Raw genomic sequence first — 15,742 nt, forward strand, 5'->3', positions numbered from 1 at the left:
GCCGGGGTGGAAAGGGGAAAGCGGGCGCGTCAGCCTTCGTCGTCCTCGAGCTGCAGCTTGTCGGAGCGGATGCCGGTGTGGGCGCCCCAGTAGTAGATGACGAGCGCGACGGCCGCGACGACGACCGTGTCGTACGGATGGGCGAGCTGGCCGGTGCCGCCGAAGCCGCCGAAGTACGACAGCACGATCATGGCCGCATAGAACGCGATCAGCCATGCCGACGAGCGCACCTGCTCGGCGAGGCTCAGGTGCGCGGTCGGCACCCAGCGGCGACATGCGAGGTAGATCACGAACATCACGATCTGCAGGCCGAGCAGCCAGGACACCGTGTCCCAGCCCGACCAGTAGACGATCAGCGCGGCGATCACGAACGACGCGGGGCCGGTGATGCCGAACGCCACCGCGCGGAACGGCCGCGGCAGGCCGGGCGCGGTGCGGCGCAGCGCGGCGACCGACACGGGCGCGACCGCATAGCTCAGCACCAGCGCGGCCGACACGATGTTGATCAGCGCTTCCCACGACGGGAACGGCATGGTCCAGAAGATCGCGAGGCCGAACGTGAGCCACAGGCCCGCGCGCGGGATGCCCGATGCCTCGTCGACACGCGTGAACACCTTGAAGAACGTGCCCGTCTTTGCCCAGCCGTAGACGACGCGCGGCGTCGCGTTCATGTAGATGTTGCCGCAGCCGCTCGGCGAGATCATCGCGTCGGCGACCACCATCACCGCGAGCCAGCCCACGCCGAGCGCCAGCGCGATGTCGCGGTACGGCAGCGAGAAGGCCTTGCTCACGTCATGCCAGCCGGCGGCCAGCATGTCGGTCGGGATGCTGCCGATGAACGCGAGCTGCAGCAGCACGTAGATCAGCGTGGACAGCAGGATCGACAGGATCAGCGCGATCGGGATCGTGCGCTGCGGATTGCGTACTTCGCTCGCGACCGACACGATCGGCGTGAGGCCGAGATACGCGAAGATGATGCCGCCGGCCGACACGGCCATCTCGATGCCCGGCATGCCGAACGGCGCGAAACCGTGCACGGTCAGGTTGGCGGGCTTGAAGAACGTGAAGAGCACCGCGATCACCGACAGCGGCACGATGAACTTGAAGATGCTGATGATGTTGTTCGCCTTCGCGAACGTCTTCACGCTCGAATAGTTCAGGTAAAAGAAGAAGCAGAGCAGCGCGGCCTGCACGAGCCAGCCGATCGTCGTCGGGTCGCTCGATCCGGCCTTCGTGAGGCCGGGGAACCACGCGGCCGCATACTGGCGCGCCGCGACCACTTCGATCGCGATCAGGCTCGAGAATGCGATCAGCGTGATGAAGCCCATCAGGTAGCCGAGCAGCGGGCCGTGCGAGAACACCGGGTAGCGGACCACGCCGCCCGCGCGCGGCAGTGCGGCGCCGAGTTCGCAGTAGACGATGCCGAGCAGCAGCACCGCGAAGCCGCCGAGCAGCCACGAGAAGATGCCGGCCGGGCCGGCGATCGTCGACACGTGACTCGCGGCGAACAGCCAGCCCGAACCGAAGATCGCACCGAGGCCGATGAACGTGAGGTCGGTCAGCGACAGCTGCTTCTTGAACTTGCCGTGCCCACCGTCGGCGGGCACGGAACGGGAAAGCGGGACGGACGGGTGGGTGTTGCCTTGACCTGGCATGGGTTTGTCTCCTGGGAAATATCGGGGCAGGTGCGGCTTGCGCCGCGCTCCGACGGAGCAGCGGCGCAACACCTGCCGGCCGGCGTGCGACCGGTTCGAACGACCGGGGCGGGCCGGGGCCCGTTCAGGCGCGGCGCGGGCAGGCGCCACGGCGAACGGGCCCGTGCCGGGCATGCCGGACACGGAAGTGGCGATGCAACGGGGGGAGGCCGTTGCACCGCCGGGGGGAAATCGGTCAGCGGTTCGCGCGGCTGCGCTCGGCGCGATGCGCGGCGTCGAACGCGATGGAAGCGCCCGGTACGAACCGGTTGCTGAGGGCTGGCACAACGTCGGCCCGCTGGATGGCGTTTCGGCTCACTGCAATCTCCTGCTTCGTATCGGTCGACGACGGGCGCGTCGACGTGCAACCAGTATCGCCGTGCAAACGCCCATCACGCTTGAGCCGTATCGCGGAGCAAAATGACGAAATCGGCACAGTGGCCGGAAGGGCAGCGAAACGCGTTCCTCACTGTGCCGATTTCGTCGTCGTCCTCATCGAAAAGCCACAAGCGGACGGACGCGCGACGGAGGAAGCTATGCTCCTTTCCCCACTTCGGACGGCTCATGATGAAGCGCATCCAGATCATCGATTCGCACACGGGCGGCGAACCCACGCGGCTCGTCGTGTCCGGTTTTCCCTCGCTCGGCAACGGCACGATGGCCGAGCGCCGCGACGTGCTCGCGCGCGAGCACGATCGCTATCGCACCGCGTGCATTCTCGAGCCGCGCGGCAGCGATGTGCTGGTCGGCGCGCTGCTGTGCGAACCCGTGTCGCCGGAGGCGGCGGCCGGCGTGATCTTCTTCAACAACAGCGGTTATCTCGGGATGTGCGGGCACGGCACGATCGGTGTCGTGCGCACGCTGCACCACATGGGCCGCATCGAGCCGGGCGTGCACCGGATCGAAACGCCGGTCGGCACCGTCGAGGCCACGCTGCACGATGACCTGTCGGTCAGCGTGCGCAACGTGCTCGCGTACCGCCACGCGAAGGCCGTCGACGTCGACGTGCCGGGTTACGGTCCCGTGAAGGGCGACATCGCGTGGGGCGGCAACTGGTTCTTCCTGATCAGCGATCACGGCCAGCGCGTGGCCGGCGACAACGTGGCGGCGCTGACCGCGTATGCGTCCGCGGTGCGCGCGGGGCTCGAGCGCGCGGGCATCACCGGCGCGAACGGCGGCGAGATCGACCATATCGAACTGTTCGCGGACGATCCCGAGCACGACAGCCGCAGCTTCGTGCTGTGCCCGGGCCATGCGTACGACCGTTCGCCGTGCGGCACCGGCACGAGCGCGAAGCTTGCTTGCCTCGCGGCCGACGGCAAGCTCGAACCGGGCGTCGTGTGGCGGCAGGCGAGCGTGATCGGCAGCGTGTTCCATGCGAGCTATGCGCAGGCCGACGGCGGCATCGTGCCGACGATTCGCGGCAGCGCGCACCTGAGCGCGGAAGCGACGCTGCTGATCGAGGAGGACGATCCGTTCGGCTGGGGCATCGTGTCGTGAGCGAGACCCGGACCGACGTCGTCGTGATCGGCGCCGGCATCGTCGGCGCGGCGTGTGCGCATGAACTCGCGCAGCGCGGGCTGCGCGTGCTCGTCGTCGACGACGCGAGCGGCGGCGCGACCGGCGCCGGCATGGGCCACCTCGTCGCGATGGACGACAACGCGGCGGAGCTCGCGCTGAGCCATTACTCGATCGAATTGTGGCGCGCGCTCGCCGGCGAGATGCCGGAAGGCTGCGCGTACCGCAACTGCGGCACGCTGTGGCTCGCTGCCGATGCGCATGAAATGGACCTCGCGCGTGCCAAGCAGGCGACGCTCGCCGCGCACGGCGTGGCGGGCGAGCTGATCGACGCGGCGACGCTCGCGCGGCTGGAGCCGATGCTGCGTGCGGGCCTCGGCGGCGCGCTGAAAATTCCCGGTGACGCGATTCTCTATGCGCCCGTCGCCGCGAGCTGGCTGTTGCAACGCGCGCCGGGCATCACGTCGCGGCGCGATCGCGCGGTGGCGGTCGACGGCCCGAGCGTGACGCTCGCGAGCGGCGACACGCTGCGTGCGGAACGTGTCGTCGTCGCGAACGGCGTCGCCGCGCGCACGCTGTTACCCGAATTGCCGCTGCGCCCGAAGAAGGGGCATTTGCTGATCACCGATCGCTACCCGGGCCAGGTGTCGCACCAGCTCGTCGAGCTCGGCTATGCGGCGAGCGCGCATGCGAGCGATGGCACGTCGGTCGCGTTCAACGTGCAGCCGCGGCCCACCGGCCAGCTCCTGATCGGCTCTTCGCGCCAGTTCGACACCGAAGACGCACGCGTCGAGCCGCCGGTCCTCGCGCGCATGCTGCGCCGTGCGGCCGGCTACCTGCCTGATCTGGCCGATCTGAACGGCATTCGCGCATGGACGGGCTTTCGCTCCGCGAGCCCCGACGGCCTGCCGCTGCTCGGCGAGCATCCGGCGCGGCCGGGCGTGTGGCTTGCGGTCGGGCACGAAGGGCTCGGCGTGACGACCGCGCCGGGCAGTGCGCGGCTCGTTGCCGCGCTGATGACCGGCGAACGCCCGCCCATCGACATCGAACCGTATTTGCCGGGACGTTTCCTGACCGCGTCCCACGTAGCCGGAGCGCTTTCTTCATGATCATTCATCTGGACGGCCGTGCGCTGACGGTGGCCGACGGCGTGACCGTCGCGGCCGCCGTCGCGGCGAGCGGCGACGACACGACGCGTGTGTCGTGCACGGGTGCGGCGCGCGCGCCGTTTTGCGGTATGGGCATCTGCCAGGAGTGCAGGATGACGATCGACGGCCGTCGCCGTCTGGCTTGCCAGACGCTGTGCCGCGACGGGATGCGGGTGGAGCGCACGCGATGAAACAGGAACGACTGAGCGTCGACGTTGCCGTCGTCGGCGCGGGCCCGGCCGGATTGTCGGCCGCGCGGGCCGCCGCACGAAGCGGCGCGACGGTCGCGATCGTCGACGACAACCCGCGCGCGGGCGGGCAGATCTGGCGTCAGGCGGTGGCCGCGACACCGTTGCCGGCCGCGGCGGAACGCCTTGCCGTGCTGCGTCGGCCGAACGTCACGCACCTGGCGGCCACGCGCATCGTCGCGGAAACGCAGCCGGGCACGCTGCTGCTGGAGGACGACGAACGCGGGTTTCTCCTCGAATTCCGCACGCTGATCGTGTGCTGTGGCGCGCGCGAGCTGTTGCTGCCGTTTCCCGGCTGGACGGTGCCGGGCGTCACCGGCGCGGGTGGCCTGCAGGCGCTGATCAAGTACGGCCTCGACGTGCGCGGGCAGCGCATCGTCATCGCCGGCAGCGGCCCGCTGCTGCTCGCGAGCGCGGCGACCGCACGTCAGGCCGGCGCGCAGGTGTCGCACGTGCTCGAACAGGCCGCGTGGAGCGATGTTGCCGGCTTCGGCGCGGGGTTGTGGCGCTGGCCGTCGAAACTCGCGCAGGCCGCGAAGCTCGTCACGGCCACCTACCGGCCCGGCGCACACGTCGTCGAGGCGTTCGGCGACCAGCGGCTCGAACGCGTGCGGATCCGGCAGGGCGAGCGCGAGTTCGAGGTCGATTGCGACCGGCTCGCATGCGGCTTCGGCCTCGTGCCGAACACCGTGCTGCCGAGCCATCTCGGCTGCCGGATCGAGAACGGCGCGGTCGCGGTCGATGCGCACCAGCGCACGAGCCGCGAAGGCTGTTTCGCGGCGGGCGAGTGCACGGGTGTCGGCGGCAGCGAACTGGCGATGGTCGAAGGCGAGATTGCAGGCTGTGCGGCCACCGGGCAGAAGGCGCCGCTGGACGGGCTGATTGCCCAGCGCGCGCGCTGGCAGGCGTTCGCGGATTCGGTGCGCGAACGCTTCGCGATCCGCGAGCCGATTCGCCGGCTCGCGCGGCCCGATACGCTACTGTGCCGTTGCGAGGACGTGCGCTTCGACGCGATCGCGCCGGCGTCGGGCTGGACGGCCGCGAAGCTGCTGACGCGCTGCGGAATGGGCGCATGCCAGGGCCGTGTATGCGGCGCAGCCGCGCAGGCATTGTTCGGCTGGACGCCGCCGGTGCCGCGCACGCCGCTCGTGCCCGCGCGCGTCGGCACGCTGATGCTGGACGACACGGCGTCCTGCGACGGCGCCTGACGCGCCAGCGCGAGGCGGTCCGGTTCCGGCCGCCTCGCCATTCACTCCTCCTTCACTTTCTCCCATCCGCCGACCTGCGGTGCCGCACAGGCACGCAGGCACTCGATCGCGGCAGCGACGGCCGCGCGATTCGCGCTGTCGGGATGCCAGTACATCGACACCGCGCCCTGGCCCTCGAGCCGCATCGGCAGGATGCGGATCGCGTTCAACTGCTCGAAGCGCCGCGCGGCGCGATGCGACGCGACGCCCAGCAGGTCGGTGTTGTTCAGCAACGTGAGGTTCAGGATCGACGAATTCGATTCGACACAGTGCGGAGGCTGCACGCGGCCCGCGGCCGTCAGCGCGACTTGCAGCGCGTTGTGCACGGGGGTGCCCGACGGCCAGACGATCCATGAGTAGGCCAGCACCTCGTCCCAGCCGACACAGGCCGCGCCGACGAGCGGATGATCCGGCCGCGCGACGAACACCACCGGATCGACGTACAGCGCTTCGGCGTGCAGGTGCGGATCGACGGACGCGGAGCCCGAGCGGCCGACGACGATGTCCAGTTCGCCGCGCGCGAGTTGCGGCATCAGCTGGTTCATCGTGCTTTCGGCGAGACGCACTTGCGCGCGCGGCATCCGCTTGAGCAACTGCGACACCGCGAGCGGCACCGTATCGGCGGCCGCGACGCCCGACGTGCCGATCGTGACCAGGCCGCTGCCGCCTTCGCGCAGCGCCGCCATGTCGTCGCGCGCGACGTCGAGCTGCGCCTCGACGCGGCGCGCGTGCTCGATCAGCGCATCGCCGTAGGCCGTCGGCCGCAGGCCGCGCGCGTGCCGCTCGAACAGCGGCAGCCCGACATCCTCTTCCAGCTCCTTCAGCCATTTCGACAGCGCGGGCTGGGTCGTCGCGAGCGCTGCCGCCGACTGGCTCAGGTTGCCGGTGCTGGCGAGGCTCAGCAGCACCTGGAGGTGCCGTAATCGCAGCCGGTAGGTCCAGTCCATCGTGTGCTCCGTGTCAGGAGATATATCCAAAATAATATGGATTAGATGATTTCGCCATTTTACCGGGTATGTCTGCGTCGAATATAAATGGGCCAACGGACTGAAGCACGCGGTCCTCGACCCGACACAGCGCCGAACGCGATCGGCCGCCCCAAGGAGACATCATGACCAGCCGACACCCGGATACGTCCCGCGCCGACTATTACGCACGGATCGCCGAACAGCGCCTTGCGCCATTGTGGGAGTCGCTGCACAACCTCGTGCCGAAGACGCCGCAGCCGGCCGCGCAAGCCGCGATCTGGAAGTACGCGCAGGTGCGCGACCTCGTGATGCAGGCCGGCGGCGTGATCAGCGCGGAGGAGGCCGTGCGCCGCGTGCTGGTGCTGGAGAACCCGGGGCTGCCCGGCAAGTCGAGCATGACACCGAGCCTGTATGCCGGCTTGCAATTGATCCTGCCGGGCGAGATCGCGCCGAGCCATCGGCATACGCAGTCGGCGTTGCGCTTCATCGTCGAGGGCAAGGGCGCGTGGACGGCCGTGAACGGCGAGCGCACGACGATGCATCCAGGCGACTTCATCATCACGCCGTCGTGGGCGTGGCACGACCACGGCAACCCGTCGGTGGAAGATGGCGGCGAGCCCGTCGTGTGGCTCGACGGGCTCGACATTCCGCTCGTCGGGAGCCTCGATGCGGGCTTCGCGGAGAATTACCCGGAGGCCGAGCAGCCCGTCAGCCGCGCGGAAGGCGACAGCTTCGCGCGCTTCGGCCACAACATGGTGCCGGTGCGCCATCGCGTGAGCGACCCGACGTCGCCGGTGTTCAGCTATCCGTACGCACGCACCCGCGAGGCCCTCGACGCGCTGTACCGCAACGGCGAGCTCGACGCGTGGGACGGCGTGAAACTGCGCTACGTGAATCCCGCGACGGGCGGCTGGCCGATGCCGACGATCGCGACCTTCATGCAGTTCCTGCCGGCCGGCTTCGACGGCCGCACGTATCGCAGCACCGACGCGACGATCTACTGCGTCGTCGAAGGCAGCGGCACCGCGCGCATCGGCGGCGATGCGTTCGCATTCGAGCCGCACGACATCTTCGTAGCGCCGTCGTGGGCGCCGGTGCGGCTGGCGGCCTCGTCCGACTCCGTGTTGTTCAGCTATTCCGACCGGCCTGTGTTGTCCGCGCTGAACCTGTTGCGCGAAGTGCGCGAGTGACGCCGCCGGTCGGCGCGATTTTTCGATATCCCGGATTCGTCCGATGCGCCGCCGAGGCGGCGCGCGTTCCTTCCTTCATGTCTACGCTGGAGCCGTTCATGACTTACGTTTTCCCGCCCGAAGCGCCGGTGGCGCTTCCCGTCGCCGGCAGCAACGCCCGTTTCGCGGTCCGCCGCGTGTACTGCGTCGGCCGCAACTACGCGGCCCATGCGCGCGAAATGGGCTTCGATCCCGATCGCGAACCGCCGTTCTTCTTCTGCAAGCCCGCCGACTCGATCGTGCCGGTCGCCTACGGCGAAACGCTCGATCTCGCGTATCCGTCACAGACGCAGAACTGCCACTACGAAGCCGAACTGGTCGCGGTGATCGGCAAGGGCGGTTCGGACATTCCGCTCGAAAGCGCGCTCGAGCACGTGTGGGGGTACGCGGTCGGACTCGACATGACGCGCCGCGACCTGCAGATGAAGATGCGCGAGATGGGCCGGCCGTGGGAAATCGGCAAGGCGTTCGATCGTTCCGCGCCGATCGGCCCCGTGCATCCCGCGAGCGAAGTCGGTCACTTCGAGCACGCCGGCCTGTGGCTGACGGTCAACGGCACGACGAAGCAGAAGAGCGACGTGTCGCACCTGATCTGGTCGGTCGCCGAAACCGTGGCCGACCTGTCGAAGTTCTTCCGCCTCGAACCGGGCGACGTGATCTTTACCGGCACGCCGGAAGGCGTCGGCGCGGTGGTCAAGGGCGACGTGATGAAGGTCGGCGTCGAGCGTCTCGGCGAACTCACCGTGCGCGTGGTCTGACGCACGTTCCCCGATTTCATCGAAAGGCCACATCGTGCAACTGCATAGCTTCTTCAACAGTTCGACCTCCTATCGGGTGCGCATCGCGCTCGCGCTGAAAGGACTGTCGTACGACACGCTGCCCGTAAACATTCGCACGGGCGAGCACCGCGAGGCCGACTACGTCGCGCGGGTGAACCCGTCGGCGTCGGTGCCGGCGCTGGTCGACGGCGATTTCCGTCTCGGGCAGTCGCTGGCGATCATCGACTACCTCGACCAGATTCATCCGGTACCGCGGCTGATTCCGCTGGAGCCGCAGCAGCGCGCACGCGTGCTGGAACTCGCGACGCTGATCACGTGCGACATCCATCCGGTCAACAACTTGCGCGTGCTGCGCTATCTCGACAGCGAACTGCAGGTCACACCGCAGCAGAAGACGGCCTGGTACCGGCACTGGATCGCGGAAGGCATGGCCGGCGTCGAACGCCTGCTCGCGCGCGCGGACACGGGCCCGTGGTGTTTCGGCGATGCGCCGACGCTCGCGGACGTCTGCCTCGTGCCGCAGGTCGCGAACGCGCTGCGGATGGATTGCGACCTGAGCGCCTATCCGCGCAGCCTCGCGGTTCATGAACACGCGCGGCGCGAGCCGGCGTTCGACGCGGCGCAGCCGATGCGGCAACCCGACTACGTCGCGTAACACGAAGCAGGAGACAGACATGGGCGAGACACAAAATACTGGCCGACGCGTACTCGTGATCGGCGGCGGCATCGGCGGGCTCGCGACGGCGCTGGCGCTCGCGCGCCAGGGCATTCGCGTGAAGCTGCTCGAACAAGCCGCGCAAATCGGCGAGATCGGCGCGGGCATCCAGCTCGCCGCGAATGCGTTCAATGCGCTCGACGCGCTGGGCGTCGGGGAGGCGGCACGTGCTCGCGCGGTGTTCACCGACCGGCTGCAACTGATGGATGCGCTCGATGCGCGGGAAGTCGCGTGCATCGATACGGGCGCCGCGTATCGCGAACGCTTCGGCAACCCGTATGCGGTGATCCATCGCGCGGACATCCACCTGTCGATCTACGAGGCCGTGAAGGATCATCCGCTGATCGAATTCCGGACCAGCACGCAGGTGTGCGGGTTCGAGCAGGACGGCAACGGCGTGACCGTGATCGATCAGCACGGCGAGCGTTATCGTGCCGACGCGGTGATCGGCTGCGACGGCGTGAAGTCCGCGATCCGGCAGGCGCTGATCGGCGATGCGCATCGCGTGACGGGGCACGTCGTTTACCGCGCGGTCGTCGACGTCGACAACATGCCGAAGGATCTGCAGATCAATGCGCCGGTCGTGTGGGCCGGCCCGCATTGCCATCTCGTTCACTACCCGCTGCGCGGCGGACGGCAATACAACCTGGTCGTCACCTTCCACAGCCGCGAGCAGGAAACCTGGGGCGTGCGCGACGGCAGCAAGGAGGAAGTGCTGTCGTACTTCGACGGCATCCACCCGCTGCCGAAGCAGATGCTCGATCGGCCGACATCGTGGAAGCGCTGGGCGACCGCCGATCGCGACCCGGTCGAGCGCTGGAGCGCGGGCCGCGCGACGGTGCTCGGCGACGCCGCTCATCCGATGACGCAATACATCGCGCAGGGCGCGTGCCAGGCGCTCGAGGATGCGGTGACGCTCGGCGCGGCCGTCGCGCAGCGCGACGGCGACTTCGAGGCTGCGTTTGCGCTGTACGAACGCGCGCGGATTCCGCGCACCGCACGCGTGCTGTATTCGGCGCGCGAGATGGGACGGATCTATCACGCGAAGGGCGTCGAGCGGCAGGTGCGCAATGGGCTGTGGATCGGTCGCACGCAGGCGCAGTTCTACGACGCGCTGGACTGGCTGCACGGCTGGCGCGCGGAGGATTGCCTGAAGACCGTCGCCTGACGCGCTTCAGCCCGAATCCGGCGGCGCGCATTCCAATGACATCGCGCGCGACCGCCTTCATGGAGGAGACATCATCATGGCCAATACGCTGTCCATCGACGTCAGCGAATGGATCGACCGGCATCGCGTCGCGCCGTTTCAGGTCGCGATCGTCGTGCTGTGCTTCCTGATCGTCGCGATCGACGGTTTCGACACGGCATCGATCGGCTTCATCGCCCCCGTCATTCGCGCGGAATGGGGGCTGTCGCCCGCGCAACTCGCGCCGGTATTCGGCGCCGGACTCGCCGGACTGATGGCCGGCGCGCTCGCGTTCGGCCCGTTCGGCGACCGGTTCGGCCGCAAGCGCCTGCTGCTCGCCTGTGTCGTGTGCTTCGGTATCGCGAGTGCGGCGTCGGCGAGTGCGGGCGGCTTGACCGAACTGATCGCATGGCGCTTCGTGACGGGCCTCGGGCTCGGCGGCGCGATGCCGAATGCGATCACGCTGACGTCCGAGTATTGCCCCGCGCGGCGGCGCTCGTTGCTCGTGACGACGATGTTTTGCGGTTTCACGATCGGCTCGGCCCTCGGCGGGCTCGCGGCCGCGTCGCTGATCGAACGCGACGGCTGGCGCGCGGTGCTCGTCGTCGGCGGTGCCGCGCCGCTGCTGCTCCTGCCGATGCTCGCGTGGCGACTGCCTGAGTCGGTGCGCTACCTCGTCAATACCGGCGCGCCGCGCGAGCGGATCGCGGCGATGCTCGCGCGCATCGCACCGGATCCGCAGCTTGCGCACGCGTCGTTCGTCGCGCCGCGCGGCAAGCCGGCCGGGTCGCCGCTCGGGCGGCTGTTCGCTGCCGACCTGCTGCGCGGCACGCTGTTGCTGTGGCTGACCTTCTTCATGAGCCTGCTCGTCATCTACCTGCTGTCGAGCTGGCTGCCGACGTTGTTGCGCACGACCGGCGCGACGCTGCAGACGGCCGCGCGCGTGACCGCGATGTTCCAGGTCGGCGGCACGCTCGGCGCGATCGTGCTCGGCTGGCTGATGGACCGCTTCGATCCGCAGCGCGTACTTGCATGCAGCTATTCGGCGGCGGGTGTGTTCGTCGCGGCCATCGGGGTGCTGGCCGCATCGCCGATGGGCGCGGCACTGGCCGTGTTCGCGGCCGGCTTCTGCGTATCGGGTTCGCAGGTCGGCGTGAATGCGCTGTCGGCGGCGTTCTATCCGACCGAATGCCGGACCACGGGCGTGAGCTGGGCGAACGGGATCGGCCGCGGCGGGTCCGTCGTCGGCTCGATGGCGGGCGGTGCGATGCTCGCGACGGGGCTGCCGTTGTCGACCGCGTTCGCGTTCGTCGCGGTGCCTTGCGTGATCGCCGGCATCGCGGTGCTCGTGCTCGGCGCGGTGCGGGCGGGCGCGAAGCGCACGGCGGCAGCCGAGACAATTGCCGGTGAGCAGGCGTAGTGAGCAAGGGGCAGGGTGCGGCCATTGTCGATGGCGCCATCATCTGACGGCATCGAACGAAAGTACGACTCTACGTTATATAAATATATATAATATCGTTTCGTTAATCGTTTGCCGTCACCCTCATGAACACCGCCCCCTCTACCGGGCTGCCCGAGCCCGACCAGATGCGCGCTGCCGCCGAATCGGCATGCGCGCTGCTCAAGGTGCTGTCCAATCCTGACCGGTTGCTGCTGCTGTGCGAGCTGTCGCAGGGCGAACGCTGCGTAAGCGACCTCGAGACGCGGCTGGATATCCGCCAGCCGACGCTGTCGCAGCAGCTCGGCGTGTTGCGGGACAACGCATTGGTCCGCACGCGCCGTGAAGGCAAGAACATCCACTATTCGCTCGACAGCCCGGCCGTGATCGCGGTGATGGGCGTGCTGTACGAACAGTTCTGCGGCGCGCCCGCGAAGGAGGCCCGCCATGCGCGTTGATGTGCTTCATTTCACACCGTGGCTGTCGCTTGCAGGCGGTGTGCTGATCGGGCTCGCTGCCGCGTGGCTCGTGGCGTTCAACGGACGGATCGCCGGGATCAGCGGCATCGTCGGCGGCTTGTTCACGGCCGGCGCAGCCGAGCGCGGCTGGCGTGCCGCATTCGTCGGCGGGATGATTGCCGCGCCGCTGATGATGCGTATCGTCGGCGCCGTCATGACGCCGCAGGTCGATGCGGGCTGGGGCGAGCTGCTGGCGGCCGGCCTGCTGGTCGGGATCGGCACGCGCTATGCGGGCGGATGCACGAGCGGTCACGGCGTCTGCGGGTTGTCGCGCGGTGCGGCGAGATCGATCGTCGCGACGGCGGTATTCATGGTCGCGGGTTTTGCGACCGTATTCGTGCGACGGCACATGATCGGAGGCTGACATGCAGGCAGGATTCGCGTTTCTGGCGGGGCTGCTGTTCGGCGCCGGCCTCATCGTGTCGGGGATGGCCAATCCGCAGAAGGTGATCGGCTTTCTCGACCTGGCAGGCCGCTGGGATCCGTCACTCGCGTTCGTGATGGCCGGCGCGATCGGCGTTGCCGTGTTCGCGTTTGCGTGGGCGAAGCGTCGGACGCGGTCGCTGCTCGGCTTGCCGATCCAGTGGCCGGCCGCGCGGACGATTACGGTGCGCCTCGTCGCTGGCAGCGCCGTGTTCGGCATCGGGTGGGGGCTTGCCGGGTTTTGCCCGGGGCCGGCGATCGTGTCGATCGGGTTCGCGTCGATCAAGGGCATCGCTTTCGTCGCAGCGATGCTGATCGGGATGGCGTTGTTCGAGTGGATCGAGCGCGCGCGGCAGGGGCGGTAGCTGCGTGTGGTTCTTGCGGCTGAAATTGTCGGCGCGCCCCCGCGCCGAGACAAAACCGTGCTCGTTGCCCGCGTGCATTACACGCCGATTACGTGACGACAGCGGCGACGGCGCGGGCTGCCGTGTCAGGGCTGCTCGCGGACCTGGCGCTCGCCGAGTAGCGGCGTGATTACCCGGTGCAGCCATGTGCGCCACATCGCGAACACGCCGGACCGGGCTCCGGGCGCCGCGATGAGCGCGGCGACCGGCCCGGCACCGCCCGCGGACAATGTCATGTGACCGGCCGTCTCGATCGTCAGGCACTCGCCTTCGTCGAGCACGCGGCGAACGTAATGCGGCGTATCGGGCAGCCAGTCTATCCCGCCATGACGCAACGTGACCGCCAGCGCGCCGTCGAGCACGACGACCTGGCTGCCCTTGTCGAACCACGCAAAGTGGCTTTGCCCGGCATCGAGCCGGATGTCTTGCGTCCGCATGGCGAGTCCTTTTTCCGGTTGCGCGGCCCGGCGATGGCCGGGCAACAGCGTGCAAGCAGGTTAGGGAAATGCGCGCGGGCAGGACAGATTCAGGGGACGGGAATCTGTTACGGTGCAGTCGACGATTTTGATCGTCTGTATCGGTGGGTTTCCCGAGAATCTGTATCTGGCGTGTGCCGGCGCGCGCGGGCACGATGACCCGCATGACGCTCATCACGGACTCGTTCCGAACACCTTTGCCGATGGCCGGCGAGCCGCTGTACGAACGACTCGCCGAGCACTATCGCCGCATCATCGCGGCGGGTACGCTGTCGCCCGGCGACCGGATGCCGTCCGTACGTGCCTTCATGGCGCAACACGGCGTGAGCTTGTCGACCGCGATCCAGGCATTTCGGCGGCTCGAGGATACGGGCTGGTGCGAAGCCAGGCCGCGTTCCGGCTATTTCGTCAGGCGGCGCGCGGCCGCCGCGCTCGATACGCTGCCCGAAAGCGATGGGCCGCCGCTGAGCGTCGAGCCGCCGTTCGCGGGACTGCATGAACGCGTATCGCGCGTGATCGATCGCGCGAACGCGAAGCCCGATGCGCTGAATCTCGGCGGCGCATCCGCGCTCGCGACGCTGTATCCGTCCGAGCGCCTGCAGACGCTGGCGATCCGGCTGCTGCGGCGCAAGCCGACGCTGCTGACCGACGCGGGGCCCGTTGGCGGGTCGCCCGAATTCCGGCAGACGATGGCAAAGCGCGCGCTGTCGTACGGCGTGACCGTATCGCCGGACGACGTGATGTCGACGAGCGGCGGCGTCGATGCCGTGAATCTCGCGCTTCGCGCCGTGGCACGCCCGGGCGATACGGTCGCGATCGAATCGCCGGCCTTTTTCGGCTTGATCCAGCTGCTCGAAAGCCTCGGCCTGCGTGCGCTCGAAATTCCGGCTAGCCCGACGACCGGGCTGTCGATCGAAGCGCTCGAAGTCGCGCTGACCGCGTACCCGGACATTCGGGCCGTGGTCGTCGTGCCGAATCTGCAGAACCCGCTCGGCAGCGTGATGCCCGACGAGCGCAAGGCCGCGCTGGTCGCGCTTTGCTCGCGCCACGGCGTGGCCGTGATCGAGGACGAACCGTATCGCGAGCTCGTGGAAGCGCCACACGTGGTGAAGCCCGTAAAGGCATGGGATCGTGACGGCACGGTGATTTATTGCCCGTCGTTCAACAAGGTGCTGGCACCCGGGATGCGGCTCGGCTGGATGAGCGCGGGCCGCTGGCACGCGCGCGTGAAGATGCTCAAGTTCGCGCACAGCCGGCACAACGCTGCGTTGCTCCAGGCCGTCGCGGCCGAATTCGTCGGCTCGGGAGCGTTCGATCGCCACCTGCACCGGTTTCGCGAGCAGTTGCGCGTGCAGCGCGATGTGACGATCGATGCGATCGCACGCCATTTTCCGGCCGGCACGCGGATGAACCGGCCGCCCGGCGGCATGCTGCTTTGGATCGCGTTGCCGGACGGCGTGCGTTCCGAAGCATTGTTCGATGCCGCGCTGGCTCGCGGGGTAAGGATTGCGCCAGGCGCGATCTTTTCGAACTCCGACCGCTTTGACGCGTATATCCGGCTGGCCTGCACGCGGGTGTTCGACACGGCACATGAAGCAGCGATCGAAATGCTCGGGCAATTGATACGCGACGCGGCTGCCGCTGCGCAGGTGTGAACCGTGCACGCACGTTGGCTACCGGGCTCGGTGGCCGTGACGGGGGCACGGGCCGGCCGACCCGGCACGCCGCATTCACCGCCGACGGCCGCCGCG

General features: G+C 68.6%; 17 protein-coding genes. 13 read left to right on the forward strand and 4 right to left on the reverse strand.

The window, feature by feature from the left end; all coding sequences use genetic code 11:
* Positions 1-29: 29 nt before the first annotated feature.
* Positions 30-1,655 (reverse strand): APC family permease, encoded by a 1,626-nt coding sequence (locus WS51_RS04005; protein WP_059507254.1) that lies wholly within the window; start codon positions 1,653-1,655, stop codon positions 30-32.
* Between the two features lie 235 nt (positions 1,656-1,890).
* Positions 1,891-2,013: a hypothetical protein gene (locus tag WS51_RS33030; protein WP_257785632.1), complete on the reverse strand. Its 123-nt coding sequence runs from the start codon at positions 2,011-2,013 to the stop codon at positions 1,891-1,893.
* A gap of 248 nt (positions 2,014-2,261) precedes the next feature.
* Here WS51_RS33030 and WS51_RS04020 point away from each other — a divergent pair, with 248 nt between their 5' ends.
* The 4 genes from WS51_RS04020 to WS51_RS04035 are packed head-to-tail and all read left to right on the forward strand — an operon-like array spanning position 2,262 to position 5,816.
* A complete protein-coding gene (locus WS51_RS04020; RefSeq protein ID WP_059539512.1) occupies positions 2,262-3,194 on the forward strand; it encodes a 4-hydroxyproline epimerase in 933 nt (310 codons plus the stop codon).
* The gene (locus WS51_RS04025) at positions 3,191-4,321 is read left to right on the forward strand and encodes an NAD(P)/FAD-dependent oxidoreductase (protein WP_059540892.1); all 1,131 of its coding nucleotides are present in this window, start codon (positions 3,191-3,193) and stop codon (positions 4,319-4,321) included. The genes WS51_RS04020 and WS51_RS04025 overlap by 4 nt, the downstream gene beginning before the upstream one ends.
* The gene (locus WS51_RS04030; protein WP_059450582.1) at positions 4,318-4,551 is read left to right on the forward strand and encodes a 2Fe-2S iron-sulfur cluster-binding protein; all 234 of its coding nucleotides are present in this window, start codon (positions 4,318-4,320) and stop codon (positions 4,549-4,551) included. Before WS51_RS04025 ends, WS51_RS04030 begins: the two co-directional genes overlap by 4 nt.
* Positions 4,548-5,816, forward strand: coding sequence for an NAD(P)/FAD-dependent oxidoreductase (locus WS51_RS04035; RefSeq protein WP_069228633.1), 1,269 nt, complete (start codon positions 4,548-4,550; stop codon positions 5,814-5,816). The genes WS51_RS04030 and WS51_RS04035 overlap by 4 nt, the downstream gene beginning before the upstream one ends.
* Positions 5,817-5,857: 41 nt before the next feature.
* Here the strand turns inward: WS51_RS04035 and WS51_RS04040 are convergent, their stop codons facing one another.
* Positions 5,858-6,802 (reverse strand): LysR substrate-binding domain-containing protein, encoded by a 945-nt coding sequence (locus WS51_RS04040; protein ID WP_059808073.1) that lies wholly within the window; start codon positions 6,800-6,802, stop codon positions 5,858-5,860.
* Between the two features lie 164 nt (positions 6,803-6,966).
* On the opposite strand from WS51_RS04040, the gene gtdA reads away from it, so the two are divergent.
* The 8 genes from gtdA to WS51_RS04080 all read left to right on the forward strand — a co-directional run bounded on the left by gtdA (position 6,967) and on the right by WS51_RS04080 (position 13,476).
* A complete protein-coding gene (gtdA, locus tag WS51_RS04045; protein WP_069228634.1) occupies positions 6,967-8,013 on the forward strand; it encodes a gentisate 1,2-dioxygenase in 1,047 nt (348 codons plus the stop codon).
* Positions 8,014-8,111: 98 nt separating this feature from the next.
* Positions 8,112-8,810 carry a fumarylacetoacetate hydrolase family protein gene (locus WS51_RS04050; protein ID WP_069228635.1) on the forward strand — a complete coding sequence of 233 codons (699 nt, stop codon included), beginning with the start codon at positions 8,112-8,114 and terminating at the stop codon, positions 8,808-8,810.
* A gap of 34 nt (positions 8,811-8,844) precedes the next feature.
* The gene (maiA, locus tag WS51_RS04055; RefSeq protein WP_069228636.1) at positions 8,845-9,486 is read left to right on the forward strand and encodes a maleylacetoacetate isomerase; all 642 of its coding nucleotides are present in this window, start codon (positions 8,845-8,847) and stop codon (positions 9,484-9,486) included.
* 19 nt (positions 9,487-9,505) lie between these two features.
* On the forward strand, positions 9,506-10,714 hold the full coding sequence (locus WS51_RS04060; protein WP_059540906.1) for a 3-hydroxybenzoate 6-monooxygenase: 1,209 nt from the start codon (positions 9,506-9,508) through the stop codon (positions 10,712-10,714).
* 76 nt (positions 10,715-10,790) lie between these two features.
* Entirely contained in the window at positions 10,791-12,152 is a 1,362-nt protein-coding gene (locus tag WS51_RS04065; protein WP_069228637.1) for an MFS transporter, read from the forward strand.
* Positions 12,153-12,277: 125 nt separating this feature from the next.
* On the forward strand, positions 12,278-12,628 hold the full coding sequence (locus WS51_RS04070) for an ArsR/SmtB family transcription factor (RefSeq protein ID WP_059507264.1): 351 nt from the start codon (positions 12,278-12,280) through the stop codon (positions 12,626-12,628).
* On the forward strand, positions 12,618-13,052 hold the full coding sequence (locus WS51_RS04075) for a YeeE/YedE family protein (protein WP_059798990.1): 435 nt from the start codon (positions 12,618-12,620) through the stop codon (positions 13,050-13,052). Before WS51_RS04070 ends, WS51_RS04075 begins: the two co-directional genes overlap by 11 nt.
* 1 nt (position 13,053) lies before the next feature.
* The gene (locus tag WS51_RS04080; protein ID WP_069228638.1) at positions 13,054-13,476 is read left to right on the forward strand and encodes a DUF6691 family protein; all 423 of its coding nucleotides are present in this window, start codon (positions 13,054-13,056) and stop codon (positions 13,474-13,476) included.
* A 125-nt stretch (positions 13,477-13,601) separates the two neighbouring features.
* Here the strand turns inward: WS51_RS04080 and WS51_RS04085 are convergent, their stop codons facing one another.
* Positions 13,602-13,952, reverse strand: a complete 351-nt coding sequence (locus WS51_RS04085; RefSeq protein WP_059507266.1) for a hypothetical protein — start codon at positions 13,950-13,952, stop codon at positions 13,602-13,604.
* Between the two features lie 194 nt (positions 13,953-14,146).
* Between WS51_RS04085 and WS51_RS04090 the strand changes: the two genes are divergently transcribed.
* On the forward strand, positions 14,147-15,646 hold the full coding sequence (locus tag WS51_RS04090) for an aminotransferase-like domain-containing protein (protein WP_059799101.1): 1,500 nt from the start codon (positions 14,147-14,149) through the stop codon (positions 15,644-15,646).
* Positions 15,647-15,742: the final 96 nt, after the last annotated feature.

Origin of the sequence: Burkholderia territorii (assembly GCF_001718335.1) — a bacterium.
Taxonomy (GTDB): domain Bacteria; phylum Pseudomonadota; class Gammaproteobacteria; order Burkholderiales; family Burkholderiaceae; genus Burkholderia; species Burkholderia territorii.

Bases quoted from the DNA above. Each gene is read 5' to 3' on its own strand.
- WS51_RS04005 (WP_059507254.1), bottom strand. From the start codon at position 1,655: ATGCCAGGTCAAGGCAACACCCACCCGTCCGTCCCGCTTTCCCGTTCC.
- WS51_RS04020 (WP_059539512.1), top strand. From the start codon at position 2,262: ATGAAGCGCATCCAGATCATCGATTCGCACACGGGCGGCGAACCCACG.
- WS51_RS04030 (WP_059450582.1), top strand. From the start codon at position 4,318: ATGATCATTCATCTGGACGGCCGTGCGCTGACGGTGGCCGACGGCGTG.
- WS51_RS04035 (WP_069228633.1), top strand. From the start codon at position 4,548: ATGAAACAGGAACGACTGAGCGTCGACGTTGCCGTCGTCGGCGCGGGC.
- WS51_RS04040 (WP_059808073.1), bottom strand. From the start codon at position 6,802: ATGGACTGGACCTACCGGCTGCGATTACGGCACCTCCAGGTGCTGCTG.
- gtdA (WP_069228634.1), top strand. From the start codon at position 6,967: ATGACCAGCCGACACCCGGATACGTCCCGCGCCGACTATTACGCACGG.
- WS51_RS04050 (WP_069228635.1), top strand. From the start codon at position 8,112: ATGACTTACGTTTTCCCGCCCGAAGCGCCGGTGGCGCTTCCCGTCGCC.
- WS51_RS04060 (WP_059540906.1), top strand. From the start codon at position 9,506: ATGGGCGAGACACAAAATACTGGCCGACGCGTACTCGTGATCGGCGGC.
- WS51_RS04065 (WP_069228637.1), top strand. From the start codon at position 10,791: ATGGCCAATACGCTGTCCATCGACGTCAGCGAATGGATCGACCGGCAT.
- WS51_RS04070 (WP_059507264.1), top strand. From the start codon at position 12,278: ATGAACACCGCCCCCTCTACCGGGCTGCCCGAGCCCGACCAGATGCGC.
- WS51_RS04075 (WP_059798990.1), top strand. From the start codon at position 12,618: ATGCGCGTTGATGTGCTTCATTTCACACCGTGGCTGTCGCTTGCAGGC.
- WS51_RS04080 (WP_069228638.1), top strand. From the start codon at position 13,054: ATGCAGGCAGGATTCGCGTTTCTGGCGGGGCTGCTGTTCGGCGCCGGC.
- WS51_RS04085 (WP_059507266.1), bottom strand. From the start codon at position 13,952: ATGCGGACGCAAGACATCCGGCTCGATGCCGGGCAAAGCCACTTTGCG.
- WS51_RS04090 (WP_059799101.1), top strand. From the start codon at position 14,147: ATGACCCGCATGACGCTCATCACGGACTCGTTCCGAACACCTTTGCCG.